General features: G+C 67.4%; 11 protein-coding genes and 1 tRNA gene. 9 read left to right on the forward strand and 3 right to left on the reverse strand.

Annotated features, from left to right (window positions below; all coding sequences use genetic code 11):
- The first annotated feature begins 5 nt into the window (after positions 1 to 5).
- Both V8686_RS06880 and gpmI read left to right on the forward strand, forming a co-directional pair.
- Positions 6 to 1,979, forward strand: coding sequence for a hypothetical protein (locus V8686_RS06880; protein WP_379703226.1), 1,974 nt, complete (start codon positions 6 to 8; stop codon positions 1,977 to 1,979).
- A gap of 59 nt (positions 1,980 to 2,038) precedes the next feature.
- Positions 2,039 to 3,553, forward strand: a complete 1,515-nt coding sequence (gene gpmI / locus V8686_RS06885) for a 2,3-bisphosphoglycerate-independent phosphoglycerate mutase (protein ID WP_379703227.1) — start codon at positions 2,039 to 2,041, stop codon at positions 3,551 to 3,553.
- Here gpmI and V8686_RS06890 read toward each other — a convergent pair whose 3' ends face one another.
- On the reverse strand, positions 3,554 to 4,180 hold the full coding sequence (locus V8686_RS06890) for a VTT domain-containing protein (protein WP_379703228.1): 627 nt from the start codon (positions 4,178 to 4,180) through the stop codon (positions 3,554 to 3,556).
- Positions 4,181 to 4,261: 81 nt separating this feature from the next.
- Between V8686_RS06890 and V8686_RS06895 the strand changes: the two genes are divergently transcribed.
- Positions 4,262 to 4,633, forward strand: a complete 372-nt coding sequence (locus tag V8686_RS06895; RefSeq protein ID WP_379703229.1) for a DUF5830 family protein — start codon at positions 4,262 to 4,264, stop codon at positions 4,631 to 4,633.
- Here the strand turns inward: V8686_RS06895 and V8686_RS06900 are convergent, their stop codons facing one another.
- Positions 4,634 to 5,650 carry a DUF7115 domain-containing protein gene (locus V8686_RS06900; protein ID WP_379703230.1) on the reverse strand — a complete coding sequence of 339 codons (1,017 nt, stop codon included), beginning with the start codon at positions 5,648 to 5,650 and terminating at the stop codon, positions 4,634 to 4,636. It abuts the gene before it with no gap.
- Between the two features lie 89 nt (positions 5,651 to 5,739).
- Here V8686_RS06900 and V8686_RS06905 point away from each other — a divergent pair.
- From V8686_RS06905 to V8686_RS06915, 3 genes are all read left to right on the forward strand, one after another.
- A tRNA-Met gene (locus V8686_RS06905) sits at positions 5,740 to 5,891 on the forward strand.
- 99 nt (positions 5,892 to 5,990) lie between these two features.
- On the forward strand, positions 5,991 to 7,835 hold the full coding sequence (locus tag V8686_RS06910; protein WP_379703231.1) for an ArnT family glycosyltransferase: 1,845 nt from the start codon (positions 5,991 to 5,993) through the stop codon (positions 7,833 to 7,835).
- 154 nt (positions 7,836 to 7,989) lie between these two features.
- Positions 7,990 to 8,118 carry a hypothetical protein gene (locus tag V8686_RS06915; protein WP_379703232.1) on the forward strand — a complete coding sequence of 43 codons (129 nt, stop codon included), beginning with the start codon at positions 7,990 to 7,992 and terminating at the stop codon, positions 8,116 to 8,118.
- Positions 8,119 to 8,198: 80 nt separating this feature from the next.
- On the opposite strand, the gene V8686_RS06920 is transcribed toward V8686_RS06915, so the two are convergent.
- Positions 8,199 to 9,038, reverse strand: coding sequence for a hypothetical protein (locus V8686_RS06920; protein WP_379703234.1), 840 nt, complete (start codon positions 9,036 to 9,038; stop codon positions 8,199 to 8,201).
- 360 nt (positions 9,039 to 9,398) lie between these two features.
- Here V8686_RS06920 and csg point away from each other — a divergent pair, with 360 nt between their 5' ends.
- The 3 genes from csg to V8686_RS06935 all read left to right on the forward strand — a co-directional run bounded on the left by csg (position 9,399) and on the right by V8686_RS06935 (position 15,426).
- Positions 9,399 to 12,383: an HVO_2072 family ArtA-dependent S-layer glycoprotein gene (gene csg, locus V8686_RS06925; RefSeq protein ID WP_379703235.1), complete on the forward strand. Its 2,985-nt coding sequence runs from the start codon at positions 9,399 to 9,401 to the stop codon at positions 12,381 to 12,383.
- Positions 12,384 to 12,862: 479 nt separating this feature from the next.
- Complete coding sequence (locus V8686_RS06930; protein ID WP_379703236.1) at positions 12,863 to 14,320, forward strand: replication factor C large subunit; 1,458 nt, start codon at positions 12,863 to 12,865, stop codon at positions 14,318 to 14,320.
- Between the two features lie 35 nt (positions 14,321 to 14,355).
- Positions 14,356 to 15,426 carry a zinc-dependent alcohol dehydrogenase family protein gene (locus V8686_RS06935; protein WP_379703237.1) on the forward strand — a complete coding sequence of 357 codons (1,071 nt, stop codon included), beginning with the start codon at positions 14,356 to 14,358 and terminating at the stop codon, positions 15,424 to 15,426.
- Positions 15,427 to 15,436 lie beyond the last annotated feature (10 nt).

Here is a 15,436-nt window from a genome sequence, read left to right on the forward strand (position 1 = left end):
AACGCATGAGCAACTGCAAAGATCGATTTCGGGATCTCACTCACACGAAGAATCGCGTTCTGAACGAGGACCTGTCCGCGCTCCAGCGGCAGTCCGACCGCGCCCGTATCGAACGGTACAACGAACTCAAGGCCGACGAGGAGACGTTCGTCTTCGAGTTCACCGCCGAGTGCCCCGACTTCTTCACCGGAGCCGAGGAGGACCGGGTCCGAAGCGAGTTCCGTCTCGCCCGACTCCTCGTGGCGGCGAGTTTCTACGCCGATGGGGACCTTCCCGCCGCGATGGCGGGCGACTTCGTCGACGCCGAACTCCAGGCAGTCGTCGATTTCGACCGCTACAAGCAGTTCGACGCCCTCTCCGAGGACCAGATCGCCACCCGAGTCCGCCGGATGGACGGTGAGGTGTACGAACTCGTGACCGAGTACACCGCCACCCAACTCGACGACTTGGACGACCTGCTCGACGACCCCGACGTCCAGCGCGACGTGATGGAGCGCCTGATCGAGCGCTACGAGGAGCGCCGTGAGAAGATCCGCGAGGGCTTTTTCGTCTACGTCGAGAATCAGGGGCTGGTCCACACCGTCGAGACCATCGAGGAAGCGATTCGGGCCGTCGGCGCCGCCGAGGCCGAACGCGAGCGCGTCCAAACCGAACTCGAATCCGGGCTCGACGACCTCTACGAACGTCTGGAGGGCGAGGTGCGCGCGGAGTTTCGCGACCTGGAGACCGAGCTTCTCGAACTGGCGGTGAGCGCCGACGCGGGCGACGACGACGCGGTTCGCTCGGGCCTCCCGACGGTCGCGTCCCGGATCGAGGGGTATGCCGACCGGCGCGGGGCGGCGACGGCGGAGCTCTCCGCACAGATCGAGGCGGTCGAGGGGATGCAGACCGATCTGCAGGCGCAGGTTTCGACCCTCGAATCCCTCCGCGAGGAGACGACGTCGGCCGCCCGCGAGGCCGTCCGTGAGGAGACGTCGGACCTACTCGACGACGAGCTATCGGCCCTCCACGAGCAACACGAGCGTCTAGAGGCGGAGGTCCGCCGGCTGGAACGCGAACGCGAGCAGTTGGCCGCGGCGACCGAGCGCCTCGACGAGAAACAGGCCGATCTGGAAGCGGCTGTCGGCGGCGCCGACAGCCCGGACGTCGACACGGGCGGTGACGTGGTGACGACGCCGATGGCCCGGCTGTTCGAGATGGACTACCTCGGCCGATTCGACATCTCGATGCACGAGGCGGAGACGATCCACACGCCGGAGGAGTCCCGCCCGATCCCCGACGGCTACTGGGAGGATCGGAGCGAGCGCCGGAGCGACCACGCCCGGCTACTCGACCTGCTCCCCGAAGACGAGACCCCGGAGCGATACCCCCACAACCGGTGTGCGCGGTACGAACTGACCGACGAGCGGTACCTCGGTCTGTCGCGTGACCCGGAACTCGTCGTCGAGGCACGGGTCGTCAACAATCTCGACGCACACGCACGAACCGGCTTCGACGCCGCGCCCGCCGACGTAGACCGCCTGCTGGACGCTGTCAACCCCGTCGTCTACGAGGCCGAACGCGAGGGGTATCACTACCTCCTCGGTCTCGCGTCGCCGACGGGGTGGTCCGAACGTGCCCGCCGACAGGTCGGCGGCGAGGGGGAGGAGGGCGGGAGCCGGTTCAGCCGGAAGGTGAGCCTGTGCCTGATCGACCTCCAGACTGGCGAGTTGTACTACGACGAGCACGACCCCGTGATCGCCGACAACGCGGCGCTGTTCGAACCTCCTGTCGCGTCCGAGCGCGTGGCGGCGTGTACGGCACACGTCCGCGAGACGTACGTCGACGACGTGACCGCGGACTCCGTCACCCTCGACGAGGTCCGCGAGGCCGGGTTCGATCCGCACGTCGTCAAGGGAGCGTTCAACGAACTGGCGGCCGCGGGCGTCGGCGAGCAGTTCTACCTCGACGAGTTCGGCCTGACGCTGGATCTCGACTGACGGGGGGTTTGCGCCCCGGAGTCAACAGGTAATTAACGAACGGCGGCCTCGCTCCGGGCATGGACGCCGCGCTGGTCATCCTCGACGGGTGGGGACTCGACGGCCCGGGGCGAAACGCCGTTTCGGCCGCCGATACGCCGACCTTCGACCACTTCCTCGCGACCGGTTCCTCCGGCACGCTCGACGTATCCGGTCGCCGTGTCGGTCTCCCCGAGGGGCAGATGGGCAACAGCGAGGTCGGCCACCTCAACATCGGCGCCGGCCGCGTCGTCACCCAACCGCTGGCTCGCATCGACGACGCCATCGACGACGGCTCCTTCTTCGCGAACGACGCCCTCGTCGGCGCCGTCGACCACGTCCGGTCGACCGGCGGCCGTCTCCACCTGATGGGCCTGACCAGCCCCGGTGGGGTCCACTCCCACCAGCGACACCTCCACGCCCTGCTCGAGTTCGCCGCCCGGAACGACGTCGAGGCGGTCACGCACGCCTTCACGGACGGGCGCGACACGTCGCCGATGGCCGGCGCCGACGCCCTCGCCGACCTCGAAGCCGTCGTCGACGATCACGGCACGGGCGACGTGGCCACCGTGATCGGCCGCTACTACGCGATGGATCGGGACGAGAACTGGACGCGGACGAAACGCGCCTACGACGCCATCGTCGACCGGGAAGCCGACCACGAGGCACCGACAGCGGTCGACGCCGTCGAGGCCGCCTACCACCGCGACGAGACCGACGAGTTCGTCGAACCGACGCTGATCGACGACGCGCCGGCACTTCGCGACGGCGACGCCGTCGTCTTCGCCAACTTCCGGGCGGACCGCGCCCGCCAACTCGTGCGGATGCTCACGAACGTCGACCCCACGTGGCCCGTCCCCGTCGACCCGCCCGAGACGCACCTCGTTACGATGACCGCCTACGACGAGCGATTCGACTTTCCCGTCGCCTTCCCGCCGACCGAACTGCCGGACACGCTGGGCGAGACGCTCTCCCGGGCCGGCAAGACCCAGTTACGCATCGCCGAATCCGAGAAGTACGCCCACGTCACCTACTTCCTCAACGGCGGCCGCGAGGTGAAATTCGAGGGCGAACGGCGACGGATCGTCGAGAGTCCAGACGTGCCGACGTGCGATCTGCGCCCGGAGATGAGCGCCGCCGCCGTCACCGACGCCGCCATCGACCACATCGAGCGCGAGGACCCGGACGTCCTCGTCTTGAACTACGCCAACCCCGACATGGTCGGGCACACGGGAGACTTCGAGGCGGCCGTCGAGGCAGTCGAGGCGGTGGACCGCCAACTGGCCCGACTGGTCGACGCCGTCCACGTCGCGGGCGGGCACGTCCTCGTCACTGCGGACCACGGCAACGCCGACGACATGGGGACGGCCGACGACCCCCACACCGCCCACACGCCCAATCCGGTGCCGTTCGTCTACCTCGCGCCCGGCGACGACCCGTCCGGCGGCCGGCGGGTTCGAGCCGACGGCTCCCTGTGTGACGTGGCACCGACGCTCCTCGAACTGATCGGCGTCGACCGTCCCGCGGCGATGACCGGCGAATCGCTTCTCGACTGATCACGACGCGAGCAGTCGATAGACCGGGCCGACGAAGGCGAGGACGGCGAGCGCCGCCGCCCCGACGACGACGCTCGGGTCCATCACCGCCGACAGCGACGCCGTCCGGAGCGTGGCCACGGAGTCGCCCGCGACGACGCCCGCCGTCACCCACGGCACCTCGCCGACGGCGGTGCCGAGCGCGAACGCGCGCGTGGAGACGCCGGCGACGCCCGCGCCCGCGGAGACCACATCCGACGGAAGCGGGAGCAGGCGACTGCCAACGACGCTCCGCAGGTCGCCCGTCTCGGCGACCAGTCGCTCCCCGGCGGCCGCCATCCGCCCGTCACCCGTCCCTCGCCCCGCCAGCCAGTACGGTGGGAGACTCGTCAGGACGACCAGTCCGAGCGCCAGCGGAACGCCCGCGAGGCCGAGGCCGTAGCCGGCGACGACGGCGAGCAGCGTCGTCGGCCACGCGAACAGCGGCCGGACGACGGCGACGGCGACGAGTGCGGCCGTCAGGCGGACCGGATCCGCGGCCACCCACGCCAGCCGACCCAGCACCCACGACGGCGAACTCGCCCAGGCGAGCGCGGCGACCAGGCAGACCAGCCCCGCCCCGGCGACCAGCCGCACACGACGATCCATACCGGTCGGTCGTCGGCTCCCCCCAAGTGTCCTTCGCGTGCGCGCCGAGACGTTCTTGTCGAGGCACGTCGAAGGGAGGTCGTGACCGAACGGACACCGGCGGACGAGCGCGTCGAACTCGCCCTCGACTTGCTCGCCAACCTCGAACACGAGGACCTGCCGCTGCCGGCGGCCGTCGACCGCATCGAGACGGTGACGACCGATCCGACGCTCGTTCGGCGGGTCCTCGACGAGGCCGAACTGCGTGGCATCCTCGAACGCGAGGACGGCCGGATCCGGGTTCGACGGGGGAGTTACGTCAGCTTCGAGAGCGACGTCGTCGTCCGCGAGGGCGACTTCGACTGCCGGCGCTGTGGCGCGTCCCTCTCCACCGGCCACTTCGTCCGGTTCGAGACCGACGAACTCGGCCCCTTCGGCTCCTCCTGCGTGCGAAAAGTGCTCGGCCGCGAGTAGCTAGCGGCCCTGTCTGAGCTCCTCGATCAACTGCTGGATCGTCCGCCGTTGGCGTTCGAGCCGTTCGTTCTGTGCCTCGACCGCCTCCCGAAGGGCCGCGAGTTCGCGGGCAACCGTCGGATCGTCGACGACGCCAGCCGACTCGAAACCGGAGTCGCCGAAGCCCTCGGCCGGATCGGCGCTCCCACCCGCGGCCGCAGTCTCGGCTTCGGTCCCGGCTCCGGCGCCGGCCGTGACGCCCTCGTCCGTCGCCGCCTCTCGCCGCTCGTCCGTGCCGGCCACGTCGCCGTCGACGCCGCTCGTATCCAGCGGCCCGGGCCCGTCGCCGAACGACACCGTACCGCGTCCCTCCGCGCCGTCGGCCGCCTCGGCGTCGTCTTCTGCTGTGGCCGCCCGAAGCGCGTCCAGGTCGTCGACGTCGTGGTAGCTACACACGGCTGCGACGAGCCCCTCGCGGAGGGCCCGCGCCTGGTCGTTCGGGGCCTTGAACCGCTCCTGTCTGCCGCCGACGGTGACGACGACGGAGGTGGCGACGCTCCCCTCCTCGAAGTCGAGGTCGGTCACGTCGTCGAAGTGGTACTCGTCGTACTCCTCGTCCCAGACGGCCTCGCCGATGTGTCTCACCAACCGTGCGCTCGTGATCACGACGGTGAGTTCGCTGAACCGGTAGGTCTGTTTCACCGTCTCGCCGGGGTCCGTGACGCCGCGGGCGTTCAACACGCCCGCGAGCACCGGGTGGATCACCTGATCGAGCTGTTTCGTCGGCACCGAGAACGAGCGCTCGCCGTCGAGGCCGTAGTCGAGCGTGATCTTGGCCTTGCGTCGCCCTTCGGAGACGCCGACGTGTTCGGCATCGTGGGGGAACTCCTCGACCGCTTCGTCGGAGAGGAGTCCTTCCGCCCGGTAGACGAGCGTCCGCGTCGGCGTCACGAGGAGTAGATCCTCGCCGCCGAGTCCGACGCGTGCCGCCACGGACTCGTCGTCGAGGCTGGACTGGACGATCTCCGGCAAACTCATGGGCGGAGTGTCCCCGCCGCGGATGATAAATCCGGGGGGTGGACCGATATGGGAAGCTTCAAGGGGTGGATTTCCCTACGAGTGAGTGCGCCCGGGTGGCTTAGCTGGACATAGCGCCGCACTCATAGGGTATTCGAGCTTCGGTGCGGATACGCCTTGGAAGCCTCCGCCGCCCTCGAGGCCCGCCGAGCCTCGTACCTGGGACATGCGGAGATCGTGGGTTCGGAGCCCACCCCGGGCATTCTTCTCCCAACCGTCGAACGCCGACATCGCAGCGCCTTCTCCCGTTCGGCCGTCCATCGGGTTCTTTATACTAACCTCCTCTCCATCAGGTGAGCGTATGGGCACACGGGACTGGACGGGGACGGCGAAGACGGCCGTGGATCGCCTGCCTCCCCTCGATCGCGCGTCGTTCGGCCCGACCGGAGCCGTTCTCGCGGTGGCTACCGCCGTCGTCTTCTATCGACTCGGGGAACGGCCGCTGTGGTGGTGGGACGAGTCACTCTACGCGAACGCGGCACGCAACGTCGTCGACGGCGGACACTGGCTGATCCCCCATCTCGCCGGCTTCGATACGATCCACGCGTCCCCGTTCCTCGAGAAGCCGCCGCTGGCTATCTGGCTCGAGGCGCTCTCGATCGGCGTGTTCGGGCCGACGGAGTTCGCCGTCCGCGTTCCGTCGGCCCTCGCCGCAGTCGGGCTGACCGTCCTCGTGTACCTCGTCGGTCGTGAAGTGCGCGGACGGGCGGCGGGACTCGTCGCCGCCGCCGTGTTCTTGAGCACGCCGGCGGTCATCGTCGGCACGAACGCGGCGCGGTTCGGGGCCACGGATACGCTCCACACTCTCTTCGGTTCCCTCCTCGTCTCCCTCGTCTGGGTCCACGCGACCGGCCGACGCGACGTCTCCCCCACGCTCGTCGGCGGCGTCGCGTCCGCCCTCCTCCTGACCAAGGGCTTCGCTGCGGGCGCGTTCTTCCTCGCGCTCTTGCCCCTTCCGATCGTCCACCGCGAGCGGTTCTCCCCTCGGTTCGTCGGCGTCGCCACCGCCGTGACGACCGTCGCCGTGGGCTGGTGGGTGGCCGCGGCGTACCTCACCGTCGGCGACTACTTCGTCGAGGAGATTTTTCTCGAACCGGTCTGGCACCGCATCGTCGGCGCGGACACCGCCCCGACGAGCCACCGGACGCTCGTCCCCCTGTTCGAGTATCCGTATCTGACGAACTTCCAGTCGGCGTTTCGGCCCTGGTGGTTCCTCTTTCTCGTCGGTGCCGTCGTCGCGACGGTGACGGGCCGCCGTGTGCCACCGAACCACGGCGGTGAGGGGCTATCCCCGCGATTTCTCGTCTGGTGGGCCGTGGCCGTACTCGCCCCGTTCCTGTTTTTCGGCACGAAGATGTGGTACATCGTCCCGACGTTCGTCCCCGCGGCGCTCACGGTCGGCTGGCTCGTCGCGACGGCACTCGACGGGAGCACCGCCACCGGATCGACCGCGGAATCGACCGGGAAGCACGGCGACCGGTGGGTCACGGGCCGAGCCGCTGGTCGTTCCGCGGCGGTCGTCGGTCTCGTCACGGGAACCGCCCTCGCCGCCCTCGCTGGCGCCGACGGTCGGCTGTACGGACCGGGTGACGGCGGTGGGTCCCTCGTCGCCCCGACGATTCCGCCCGACTGGTCGGTCCTCGCCGTCGTGGCTGTCCTCTGTGTCGGTGCCTGGCTGGTGACCGCGGACGGAATCGAACCGACGTCGCTCTCGCTTCCGGGCGGGTTGTCGCTCGACGTGGACGCCTTCGTCCGCGTGTTGACCGCCGGCGCGGTGCTCGCACTCGTCGTCGGCGTCCTGGTCGGCGCCCCTTCGGTCTACGGAGCGGGCAACGGCGACGAGCCGACGGACACGGAGTTCCGCCGCCTCGGTCAGACTACCGCCGACGCCGTCCCCACGGGCGAGCGCGTGTACGTCCAACCGAACGCGGCGGCGCGGTGGTTCTACTCCGGCTACGAGTTCTACGCCGACCGCCCGATGCGTGAGGTTCCGGTCGAACGCCTCCGCACCGATTCCCAGATCAGGTACGCCCTCATGACGACCCAGGGTGTGCCCCTCGTGAACGACCGCAATCCGTCGGTCGTCGCTGAGAGTACACATCTCGACCTCGTCCTCGTCGAACTCGGGCCGCCCGAGGAGTCGTAATCGCTGTCGCCGTTCGGTTTTCGATAGTACTCGCGTTCGAAGCCGCTAGTAGGACATATACGTTCATAAATATCGACAATATATGGGCGTACCCGATGGTTTTCACCGTAACTGGTTAAAACTCGTGGGCTTTAGACTCGTCCATAGCTGGCCAATGAAACTCGCATTCACCCCGTCGGACCTGTTCCGCCTGTTGTCACCAACCGGCTGTCTGGTCGAGGCGCTCTCGATGGCGATGTTACTCGTCGCGATGTTCGGCTGTGCCGTCGCGGCCCTCCCCTGACACCGTGAGCTGTACGTCGACGGAAATAGCCACCACTTCGGGGTGGCGACGATCTCGACACACGTACAGCCGGAGTGTGACTACTTCGTCCAGATCACTTTCACGTCGCCCTCGTCGTACGACTGCGTCCACGTCATCCGGAGGTCCCGAACGTTGGTATCCGACGGCACGGGGTACACCAGCTCCCCCTGCCTGACGGTTCGTCCCGCCAGCGAGCCACCCTCGTAGGGATCGCTCGCCACTTCCCGACGGAGGGGTCGTTCCTCCCCGTCGACGTCGAGGGTGAACGTGGACGCGTCCGGGGTGGACTGGGCTTCCTCAAGTCGGTTTCGCACGTCGACGCGCATCACCGCCCAAACTTGATCGTCGGCCGGTGCCGTCGGCGTCGGCGTCGACTCGTTGGTCGCCGTCTCGGTACCCGTCGTCGGGTACGTCGACTCGAACGAGCCACCGAGGACGTTGACGAAGAGACCGGTCGGCGTAGCGTACCGAACGCCGAAGTCGTACTCGGCCGGTACGACCTCCATGGACCACGTCTCGTCGACGGCGGCGAGGCGGAACTGTATCGTTCCCAGATACTGCAGCGTGAAGCGTGGGCTGTGCCACTCGCCCGTCTCGCCCGCGGAGAGAGGAATCTCGAGTTCGCCGGCCGTCTGCCACTCGCCGTCGCCGACCTTCTGTTCCAGCGCCGAGGTGAACGTCCCCTCCCCCGTGCCGGTGTTCTCCACGACGATGGCGAAGGCGGTTGGATCGTTCAGCGGCGTCGACTCGGCCGCCTCCACGGTCCGGAACTCGAACTCCGGCGACCCCGTTCCGGTCGGCGTCGACGTTGGTGTTGCGGTCGATCCGGACTCTCCGCCGTTCGAACAGCCCGCGAGAGCCGCCAGGCCGGCCGAAGCGAGGAACGCACGACGTCGCATATCCGTAACGTCCGCGCGCACGACGTAAATGGTGCGTGATTCACCGTCGCCACTCGCGACGAGTTGTTGGATATCTAACTAATGTCGCCCCGGCAACAAATATCATCGAGCTAACTGTTTCAGTCAGATCGATTACAGAACGTAAGGGCGGTTCGATTCCACTACTGTACGCTACTTTTGGGACCAACCTGCGGATGTCTGACACACACACGACAGGACCACAAAACATATACCAGAGTTGGCTAAAGAAACGTCCGTACCCCTACCAGTGGTCGCGCTATCCATTCGGATGGCATGATCACGAATCGGCACGAAAGAGGAGCGGCCTCCGGACTGTCACTGCAGACAACAACACAAAAAATGACAGACTATAACGAGAAAGTCCGCGCGGTCATCCTCGCGGCGCTGATGGTGTTCTCCGTTTTCGCGGGCACCGTCGCGCTTTCGGGGACGGCTGTTGCGGCCAATAATCCGAGTAACGACTCGGTAGACCCTAATTCGGTCGCTAACGTCAGTACAGCTCAGCATACAGTATCCTTCGACCTCGAGGACGTCACGGCTGACTCAAACGAGGAACAGCTGAACCTCACTTCCAGTCAGACTAGTGTGACCGATGTGTCCGACGTGTCCGTTACCAACGCCTCTGGTACGGACGTTACGACTCAGCAAGCATCGGTCAGTGACGGCGGTGCGACGATTTACTTCAACAACACCGTCGATGAAACGGTCTCTATCGAAGCGACACTGACCGTCGACTGGTCAGACATTACGACGGAGTCCACCACTGAAGCTATCGAAATCTCCACTGTGGGGACCAACAACTTCGATGGTGGCACACCGACCGGCAATATCGGCAACGACATCACCGTCACGGTTGACCAGACCCGTGCTGGCTCCGACGGTGGTAGCTTCGACACCCTGAACGGTGAAGGCTACGTCTTCGACGGCGCAACCGTCTACCAGGGCGAGTCCGGTCTCTCCCTGGGCGGTACGCTCGCAGGCGAGTCGCTCGTGAAGACGGCCGGTGACGCCGAGGGCGTTCCCCTCGAACTCCCCGACATCCCGCAGAGTCAGGAGACCGGTCGCTACACGACCGACGGCTCTTCCGGTTCTCCCGGTGTGACGGTCACGACCCCGCGTGTCACCACGCTGGACGTGATCAACACGAACGGTGAGGACATCGCCGGCGGCTCGGTCGCCGAGGGTGTCTCCGGAGAGAGCGGTTCCGGGTACCTCTCGGTCGTCGCCTCGTGGAACTACGAGCAGGCCGAGGACCTCGAACTGACCGTCACCGACGACTCCGGTCTCGACGTGACCGGTGACGTCACCTCCGACGCGATCAAAGATTCGGACGACGTCACGTCGGATGCGGAGACCCAGAACGGATACGAGCTCAGCAACGACGAGGTCGGCTACGACCTCGACCTCGCTGACTCGGGTACGGGCACGTACACGATCGAACTCGCCGGGACGGACGACCTCGACTTCGGTGAGGCCGTCCAGACCACGACCGTTACGGTCACCGGCGACGACGACGCGAGCCTCAACCTCGACTCGGACGAAGTCACGCGCGGTGAGGACGTCCGCTTCGAGATCCAGGGTTCGGACGCTGGCGACACGCACACGGTCCTGATCGAAGCCGACGACTTCCGTGACGGCTTCTCGCCCAGCAACGCACAGAAGGTCTTCCGCCAGGTTGGTGACACCGGTGCAGTCGGTACTGTCAGCAACGCGGAGGACCTCTCCGGCGACGTTGACGAGCGTAACACCGACACGGCCGACGACGCCGCCAACATCGACTACGCGTACGCGAACGTGACGATCGACGACGACACGGGTGTCGGCGTCGGTCAGATCGAGACGCAGTATCTCGACGACTCGGACGTGGACGTCTACCTGTACGAGCAGGGCTTCGGCGTTCCGTTCTCGACGAGCAACGCGACCGCAGAGGACAACGAGACGGACGACGAAACCCTGACCGTCGAGCAGGGTGACCTCTCCATCGAATCGCCCGGCAACACCTACGTTGTCGGGAGTGAAGTGGACGTGAACGGCACGGCGTCGGAAGGCATCGACGAGGTCGCCTTCTTCGTCCGCCGCCAGAACGACTACCAGCTTCTCCAGATCGACGGCAGCAACACGCTGACCGTCGACGCTGACGGCACCTTCGACGAAGAGGACGTCGTCCTCTCCCAGGGTGACGCGGCTGGTAACAACGAACTCTCCCAGCCCGGGACCTACCGTCTCGGCGTCCTCGACGCCGACGGTGTCCCCGGCACGATCGGTACGGGCGAGGACGAGATCGAGACGATCACGACCTCGGAGTTCAACACGAACACGAGCGCTCAGCAGTCGCTGCGCGTGCTCGACACTGAACTTGAGGCGAACCTCAAGACCGTCGGCGGCCAGGTGGCCACCGAGGACAACGAGGTCAACGTCTCCGGTACCGCGTTCGGTGCCCAGCAGGTGACCATCGTCTTCGTCGGTGAGCGTGGGAACACCGCGTACCACACGGTCAGCGTCGACGACGACAACACGTTCGACGAGGACGACCTCACGGTCTCGGAAGCCACGGGCGGTAGCGGTCTCTCCGAGGGCGAGGTCAGTGCTCACGTGATGATTCCGGGTCGCGACGACCAGTTCGGTGACGGGTCCTTCGACCCCGGTGCGGACTTCCAGGAATTCGTCACGGAACTCGACAACGACAACTCCGGTCTGACGGGTCAGCAGGTCCGCTCGCGGATCCTCGACCAGACGACCGAGGAAGTCGCTTCTGACGACCGGATGGTCACGACGCGCTTCCGCTACGCGGACGCGCAGACGACGATCAACACGGTCTACCCCGAAGGGATGGAGGCCTCTGGTGTCAACCCGGTCGGCGTGGACGACACGCTGGTCGCGGAAGGTTCCACGAACCTCCAGCCGGACGACAACTCGATCACCGTGGAAATGATGACCACCGACGGTGACTCGGTCGCACTGACGACGACCGAGGACTGGTCCTTCGACGGGACCTACCAGGTCGCCCTCGAACTCGAGGACGTGCAGACGGGCACGTACGACCTGGAAGCCGACGACAGCTACAACACGGACATCATCGAAGTCGAGATCGTCCAGAACGTCCAGACGGCGACGCCGGAACCGACGGAGACGCCGGAACCGACGCCGACCGAGACGGCGACGCCCGAGCCGACGCCGACCGAGACGTCGACGCCTGAGCCGACGGCGACGGCGACGGCGACTGAGACGCCGACGCCCACCGAGGGCGGCGGTCCCGGCTTCGGCGCCATCGTCGCGGTCATCGCGCTGCTGGCGGCTGCGCTGCTGGCCACCCGGCGCGACTAACGACGAGAACCACGACTGACCGCCGATAGCGGTCATCCGGTGCGGCTTTATTTTTTCGCGACGCTGATTCGTGTAGCGACAGCGCGGTCGACAGTGGGCCGGTCACGCGCAGGATCCGTCTCGACTCAGTGACCGACCGCCGGACGCTGGGCTGATTTCGTCCGACGGTGTCCGCTCCTTTCGAAGCGCCGAGACCCCTCATACGCGGCGTTCGAGACGCCCCGCTCCGGGGGATGAGAACGGCACCGCGGCCCCGAACAGCGACGACGTCGCGTTCGAACTGGAGTGCCAGTTGGTGGGTGGGGGGATGTGGGCCGCGGTCAGCGGGTGTTGTGAGTCGCCCCTGATAAGCGTATGGGTGTGTTGGCACGCCACACTGTGGCTCGCGGCGGTGGTGAGTGGGGGCGCCCTCCCGACTCGACGCGGCGTCAGGGTACGCTCCGCAACCACTATATCCGGCAGTCGCCTGGGTTTCGACAATGGTTGACTGGACGGAGAAGTACCGACCATCGACGCTGTCGGCCGTCCGGGGGAACGACAAGGCTCGTGACGCGTTGGCCGAGTGGGCACGGACGTGGGACGATCACCGGGAGGCGGTCGTCGCCCACGGAAGTCCGGGCGTGGGAAAGACCTCCGCGGCCCACGCGCTGGCGTCCGACATGGGCTGGGAGACGGTCGAACTCAACGCGTCGGACCAGCGTACCGCCGACGTCATCGAGCGGTTCGCCGGCCGGGCGGCGAAGAACGCGACGCTCGCCGGGTCGGCTGGCGGCGACGGTGGCCGCCAGCTGGTGATCCTCGACGAGGCGGACAACATCCACGGCAACTACGACCGCGGGGGTGCGAGTGCGATCACCGAACTGGTGAAGGAGGCGGATCAGCCCATCGTCCTGATCGCCAACGACTACTACGACATGGGCCGAGGGTTGCGCAACGCCTGCCGTGAGATCGAGTTCCGCGACGTCTCCGCTCGCTCCATCGTTCCGGTCCTCCGCGACATCTGCCGGCGCGAGGACGTCGAGTTCGAAGCCGACGCCCTCGACCGGATCGCGGAGGTGAACGACGGCGACCTCCGTTCGGCAGTCAACGACCTCCAAGCTGCCGCCGACGGTGATCGTCGCCTGACCGTCGACGACGTGGTGACGAGCGACCGCGACCGGGGACTCGGTGTGTTCCCGTTCCTCGATGCCGTGTTGAAAGAGGAGTCGGCCGAGGAGGCGATCCAGTCGGCCTACCGCGTCGACGAGACACCGGACGATCTGACGAAGTGGGTCGCCGAGAACGTCCCGAAGGTGTACGAGGGAGCGGAACTCGCGCGAGCCTACGACAGCCTCGCGAACGCCGACCGCTGGCTGGGACGGGTGCGGGCCAGCCAGGAGTACGGCTACTGGCGGTACGCGACCGACGCCCTCGCCGGCGGGGTTGCGGCGGCCCGGGACGGATCGAAGGGTGGGTGGACGCGGTTCGCTCGCCCCCAGTTCTGGCCGTCCTCCGACTCGACGGCCGACGGGGTGGTCCGCAAGGTGGCCGAAGCGGGTGGATTCAGTATGGCGACCGCTCGCCGGGAGGTGCTCCCGTTTCTCGCGGCGATGACTCACCACTGCAAGCCCCGCGGCCTGACGGTGGCGATGGCCGCGTACTACGACTTCGACGCGGAAGAAGTGTCGTTCGTGACGGGGAGCGGCGAGACGACGAACAAGGTCGAATCCATCGTCGCCGACGCGACGGATCTTCGAGCGTCGGCGATGGAGGACCACTCGGGGGCCTTCGGCGGTGGGCGGCCCGCGGCGCCCGATGGCGAGGACGGACTGACGGAGTCGACCGAGAGCGACGGGACCGACGCCGATGCGGACCCGACGGACGACAGCGAGGAGGCGGACGGTGACGCGGCGGAGTCGGCCGACGACGGTCAGTCCGGGCTCTCCGATTTCATGTAAGGATACTTTTTGCACTTCCGCGCGTTGGACCGCGTATGCGTGCCGCAGTCCTCCGAGAACACGGCGAACCGCTGGAGATCACCGACGTCGACCGACCGGACCCCGAGCCACACGGAGCCGTCGTCGCCGTCGAGGCCTGTGGCGTCTGCCGGAGCGACTGGCACGCCTGGCAGGGCCACGGCGAGTGGGTCGGTGACCGAGTGCGCGACGGTCAGATCCTCGGACACGAACCCGCCGGTCGCGTCGTCGCCGTCGGTGACCGCGTCGAACGCGTCGCCGAGGGTGACCGCGTCGCCGTTCCGTTCAACCTCGGCGACGGCTCCTGTCCCCAGTGTCTGAGCGGCCACGGCAACGTCTGCGAGGACGGCCTCGCACTCGGCTTCCAGCAGGACGCTCAGGGGGCCTTCGCCGAGGAGGTCCACGTTCCCCACGCCGACTACAACGCGATGGCACTCCCCGACGGCGTCTCCGCCCGCGACATGGCGGCGCTCGGCTGCCGGTTCATGACCGCGTTTCACGCACTGACCGCGCGGGGAAGGGTCGGTGCCGGCGACTGGGTCGCCGTCCACGGCTGTGGCGGGGTTGGGCTCTCGACGGTCCACATCGCCGATGCGTTGGGTGCCCGCGTCGTCGCGGTGGACATCCACGATGCAGCCCTCGACCTGGCGACTGACCTCGGCGCCGACGCCGTCGTGAACGCCGGCGGGCGCGACGGTCGGGCGGTCACCGGCGACGTGCGCTCGGAAACCGACGGGGGTGCCCACGTCTCCGTCGACGCCTTGGGGATAGCCGAAACCTGCCGCAACTCGGTGTTCTCCCTGCGCCGGCGCGGCACCCACGTACAGGTCGGCCTGACGACCGACGAGGAACGCGGCGAGGTGTCCCTCCCGGTCGAGCGCATGGTGATGATGGAGGCGGACTTCGTGGGCGCCCGCGGTATGCCGCCGACACGATACGACGAACTCCTCCGCCTGCTGGAGTCGGACTCTATCGAACCCGGGCTACTGGTCCGTCGCGAGGTTTCACTCGCCGACGTGCCCGAGCGGCTGGCGGCGATGACCGACTACGAGACGACTGGTGTCGAAGTCGTCACCGAGTTCGCGTAACGGTCGACGC

Source organism: Haloplanus litoreus, assembly GCF_045690335.1.
In the GTDB taxonomy this organism is placed as follows: Archaea; Halobacteriota; Halobacteria; order Halobacteriales; family Haloferacaceae; genus Haloplanus; species Haloplanus litoreus.

Bases quoted from the DNA above. Each gene is read 5' to 3' on its own strand.
- V8686_RS06880 (WP_379703226.1), top strand. From the start codon at position 6: ATGAGCAACTGCAAAGATCGATTTCGGGATCTCACTCACACGAAGAAT.
- gpmI (WP_379703227.1), top strand. From the start codon at position 2,039: ATGGACGCCGCGCTGGTCATCCTCGACGGGTGGGGACTCGACGGCCCG.
- V8686_RS06890 (WP_379703228.1), bottom strand. From the start codon at position 4,180: ATGGATCGTCGTGTGCGGCTGGTCGCCGGGGCGGGGCTGGTCTGCCTG.
- V8686_RS06900 (WP_379703230.1), bottom strand. From the start codon at position 5,650: ATGAGTTTGCCGGAGATCGTCCAGTCCAGCCTCGACGACGAGTCCGTG.
- V8686_RS06910 (WP_379703231.1), top strand. From the start codon at position 5,991: ATGGGCACACGGGACTGGACGGGGACGGCGAAGACGGCCGTGGATCGC.
- V8686_RS06915 (WP_379703232.1), top strand. From the start codon at position 7,990: ATGAAACTCGCATTCACCCCGTCGGACCTGTTCCGCCTGTTGTCACCA.
- V8686_RS06920 (WP_379703234.1), bottom strand. From the start codon at position 9,038: ATGCGACGTCGTGCGTTCCTCGCTTCGGCCGGCCTGGCGGCTCTCGCG.
- csg (WP_379703235.1), top strand. From the start codon at position 9,399: ATGACAGACTATAACGAGAAAGTCCGCGCGGTCATCCTCGCGGCGCTG.
- V8686_RS06930 (WP_379703236.1), top strand. From the start codon at position 12,863: ATGGTTGACTGGACGGAGAAGTACCGACCATCGACGCTGTCGGCCGTC.
- V8686_RS06935 (WP_379703237.1), top strand. From the start codon at position 14,356: ATGCGTGCCGCAGTCCTCCGAGAACACGGCGAACCGCTGGAGATCACC.